General features: G+C 53.8%; 6 protein-coding genes. 1 reads left to right on the top strand and 5 read right to left on the bottom strand.

Annotation, left to right across the window (positions count from 1 at the left end; translation table 11 throughout):
• A partial coding sequence (locus AC13CN_RS03340; protein WP_483052921.1) for a helix-turn-helix domain-containing protein occupies positions 1 to 61 on the bottom strand: 61 nt, incomplete at its 3' end.
• A 303-nt stretch (positions 62 to 364) separates the two neighbouring features.
• Here AC13CN_RS03340 and AC13CN_RS03335 point away from each other — a divergent pair.
• Positions 365 to 532, top strand: coding sequence for a GGDEF domain-containing protein (locus AC13CN_RS03335; protein ID WP_232068252.1), 168 nt, complete (start codon positions 365 to 367; stop codon positions 530 to 532).
• Between the two features lie 85 nt (positions 533 to 617).
• Here the strand turns inward: AC13CN_RS03335 and rfbC are convergent, their stop codons facing one another.
• From rfbC to AC13CN_RS03315, 4 genes are all read right to left on the bottom strand, one after another.
• The gene (gene rfbC, locus AC13CN_RS03330) at positions 618 to 1,166 is read right to left on the bottom strand and encodes a dTDP-4-dehydrorhamnose 3,5-epimerase (protein ID WP_483052992.1); all 549 of its coding nucleotides are present in this window, start codon (positions 1,164 to 1,166) and stop codon (positions 618 to 620) included.
• A complete protein-coding gene (gene rfbA / locus AC13CN_RS03325) occupies positions 1,166 to 2,050 on the bottom strand; it encodes a glucose-1-phosphate thymidylyltransferase RfbA (protein WP_483052991.1) in 885 nt (294 codons plus the stop codon). The genes rfbC and rfbA overlap by 1 nt, the downstream gene beginning before the upstream one ends.
• Before the next feature lie 30 nt (positions 2,051 to 2,080).
• A complete protein-coding gene (gene rfbD, locus AC13CN_RS03320) occupies positions 2,081 to 2,992 on the bottom strand; it encodes a dTDP-4-dehydrorhamnose reductase (RefSeq protein ID WP_289100217.1) in 912 nt (303 codons plus the stop codon).
• Positions 2,993 to 3,232: 240 nt separating this feature from the next.
• Positions 3,233 to 3,453, bottom strand: a 221-nt coding sequence (locus AC13CN_RS03315; RefSeq protein WP_483052990.1) for a hypothetical protein, incomplete at its 5' end; no start/stop codon positions are given.

Genomic DNA, 3,453 nt, shown 5'->3' with positions numbered 1-3,453 from the left:
GCAAGGCTGCTTGCTCAGGCGTGGGATAGAAGCGGTATTGGTAGGCGCGTTCGGCTTTCATTCTTTACACTTTAGACGAAATATTGTAAGGATGCAAAACACAAGGCGTCCTGGCGGACGCCGCGCTATCCATCCTCGCACCAAAAGTACGAGGTTTTCCGCGCTAACTGATAAAAGTATCACCATCCGCTACAACAATGCCAATTTTTATTAGCCAAGTCGGTGAAACTTACTAACGTGAAACAGAGAACTATAACAGCGGCAATACTTCCTTTTCCTGCAAAATGGTGGTCTTACCTGGGGAAGATGCTAACGGTGCCAAAAGTTTGCCCAACGCATCGCCTATCGATTACAAGAGCAACCCATGACGTGGCACGAAGACCGGCCCATTTATGTGACGGTCTCAATTGGAGTTGCCTGCCTCAACGACGGCGGCTTTGCCAACAGCACCGAGCTCATCAATGCCGCCGACAAAAGCATGTACTTTATTAAACACAGCGGCCGCTGCGGTATTGCCGTATACGGGCACTAACCTAGCCGTTTAATGATTGCCCCCGCACTCAGCGGGGGCCTTACTCACAGCTGATCGAGCGACTGTCAGCAGCGCAAATTAAACGCTACTCATATACCTCAGCTTCAGACAGCTGACTACCCGCCTGATCTTTTTCCGACAGCGCAATCTCTACCGGCAGCGAGGGCCACTCAATGGCAAGCTCCGGGTCATCGAAACGGATGCAGCGCTCTGATTCAGGGTGGTAGTAATCAGTGGTTTTGTACAAGAAATCAGCGGTTTCTGACAGCACCACAAACGCATGACCAAAGCCTTCCGGCACCCACAGTTGGCGATTATTGTCAGCAGACAGCTCAACGCCTACCCACTGCCCAAAATGCGCCGAATGGCGGCGCAGGTCTACCGCCACATCCCACACGCTGCCCTGGGTAACGCGCACCAGCTTACCTTGCGGCTGCTCAAGCTGGTAATGGATGCCACGTAGCACCCCCTGGCGAGAGCGGGAGTGGTTATCCTGCACAAACTCGCGCTTGCACCCGGTCGCCTCTTCAAACGCTTTTTGATTAAAGCTTTCCATAAAAAAGCCGCGGGCATCGCCAAATACCTTAGGGGAAAGAATGAACACCCCTGGTAGAGACGTTTCTTCAACCTGCATTAGTGGCCACCTTTAGCATCTAAACGGTTTAACAAATACTGACCATAGCCGGTTTTTGCCAGTGCCGTGGCGCTTTCACGTAGCGACTCATCGCTTAGCCAGCCCTGCTGCCAGGCAACCTCTTCCAGGCAAGCCACTTTCAGCCCTTGGCGATGCTCAATGGTTTGCACGTACTGGCTCGCCTCTAACAGGCTATCGTGGGTTCCAGTATCCAACCAGGCAAAACCACGGCCCAAGCGCTCAACGCGCAGGTCGCCACGCTCTAGGTAGGCATTGTTCACGCTAGTAATTTCCAACTCGCCGCGTTCGGAAGGCGTAACCTGCTTGGCGATCTCGACCACATCGTTATCGTAAAAATAGAGCCCGGTAACTGCATAAGGCGACTTCGGCTTGGCGGGTTTCTCCTCAATAGAGACCGCTTTACCCTCAGCATCAAACTCCACCACCCCGAAGCGCTCCGGATCCTTAACTAAATAACCAAACACCGTTGCACCGCTAGCCTGTGCAGAAGCGCGCTTTAGCTGCTCGGAAAAGTGCTGGCCGTGGAAAATATTGTCGCCCAGCACCAAGCACACCGGCGCATCGCCAATAAACTCTTCGCCAATAATAAACGCCTGCGCCAAGCCATCTGGGCTAGGCTGCACTGCGTACTCAAAGCGCACACCGAAAGAGTCACCATTGCCCAACAGGTTTTCATACTGAGGCAAATCTTCCGGGGTAGAGATAATCAAAATCTCGCGGATGCCAGCCAGCATTAACACCGAAATCGGATAATAGATCATCGGCTTGTCGTAAATCGGCAGCAGCTGCTTTGAAACACCGCGCGTGATGGGGTGCAGGCGCGTACCGCTGCCACCTGCCAAGATAATGCCTTTACGTTGCATCGTATTGCTCCTTGCTCGTTACCCGCAGAACTAACGCGAGCTTGCTATTTCTTCCACGGTAAGCGCCAGCTGACTTTGCCAGCTGGGCAACTGGATGCTCAACGCTTGTTCGATTTTATCAACGCCCAGCCGAGAGTTAAGCGGGCGAACCGCTGGCGTAGGGTAATCGCTTGTTGGTATGGCTGAAACACCCTCAGGAGTAATCTCCAACGGTAGCCCAAGGTTGCTGGCTAACTGGAAAATCTCGCAGGCAAAGCCATGCCAGCTTGTCGCCCCTTTAGGGGCTAAATGATACACGCCGCTCTCGATACCCGATGCCGTGACTGTTTGTAGCTGAGTACCGTGTAGCTTAGTAAGCGCTTGCTGTGTGACTAACGCAATCAGCCGCGCAGGCGTTGGCGCACCAATTTGGTCACTTACAACGCTTAAGGCGCTACGCTCAGCTCCTAAACGCAGCATGGTTGATAAAAAACTCTTACCATGGGCGCTGTACACCCAGCTAGTGCGGAAAATCAGGTGCTGGCAGCCACTCTTAGCGACCGCTTCATCGCCTGCTAGCTTGGTAGCCCCATAGGCATTGCATGGCCCCATGGCATCGCCTTCCTGCCAGGGAGTATCACCCTCACCGCTGTAAACGTAATCCGATGAGTAATGCACTAACCAAGCACCCCGCTGCTGGCAATAAGCCGCCAACTGCGCGGGCAGCTCTGCGTTCAACCGTGTTGCCGCCTCAAGGTCTGTTTCAGCGTTATCGACCGCCGTATAGGCAGCAGCATTCACAACAAGGTCAGGTTGGTGTTGTGCCAAAAACGCATCCACGGCGTCAGCATCCAACAGATCCAAGGCCGCCCGGCTAGGCGCCAGAATCTCACCAAGCGTAGCCAACTGACGGCGTAGCTCAAAGCCAACCTGGCCACTGCCGCCGGTGATCAGAACCTTCATAACCCATTCCTTTGTGAAACACTTGAATTCATCATGATACCAACCTGAGTACTACGTCAGTGGTAAGCAGCGTTATCTCGCAACCATTTGGGCTTACAGCCTGCGTAGACTAAGGGGTGCTTTCAGCACCCATCGCGCGCTGAAGCGCCCTCCTACGGCAAGGCTTGCAACTCGGCTGAATACAGCACCGGTGGGAGGCAGCTTTAGCTCGCGACCGTTTGGGCTTACAGCCTGCGTAGACTAAGGGGTGCTTTCAGCACCCATCGCGCGCTGAAGCGCCCTCCTACGGCAAGGCTTGCAACCCGGCTGAATACAGCACCTGTGGGAAATGGGATGGACCCGTCCTTCTGTGCCAAGATGAAGAAGCACTTCATCTAACGTGCGCAGGGCACTGACGGCATCTTGAAAGAGGATCCATCCATGAACAACATTAGCATTGTGGGTATTGATCTTGCCAAGCA

Source organism: Vreelandella sp. L-25, assembly GCF_056857535.1.
Note: the sequence above shows the minus strand (reverse complement) of the source record. Positions and strands in the feature narration are given on the sequence as shown.

Bases quoted from the DNA above. Each gene is read 5' to 3' on its own strand.
- AC13CN_RS03335 (WP_232068252.1), top strand. From the start codon at position 365: ATGACGTGGCACGAAGACCGGCCCATTTATGTGACGGTCTCAATTGGA.
- rfbD (WP_289100217.1), bottom strand. From the start codon at position 2,992: ATGAAGGTTCTGATCACCGGCGGCAGTGGCCAGGTTGGCTTTGAGCTA.
- rfbC (WP_483052992.1), bottom strand. From the start codon at position 1,166: ATGCAGGTTGAAGAAACGTCTCTACCAGGGGTGTTCATTCTTTCCCCT.
- rfbA (WP_483052991.1), bottom strand. From the start codon at position 2,050: ATGCAACGTAAAGGCATTATCTTGGCAGGTGGCAGCGGTACGCGCCTG.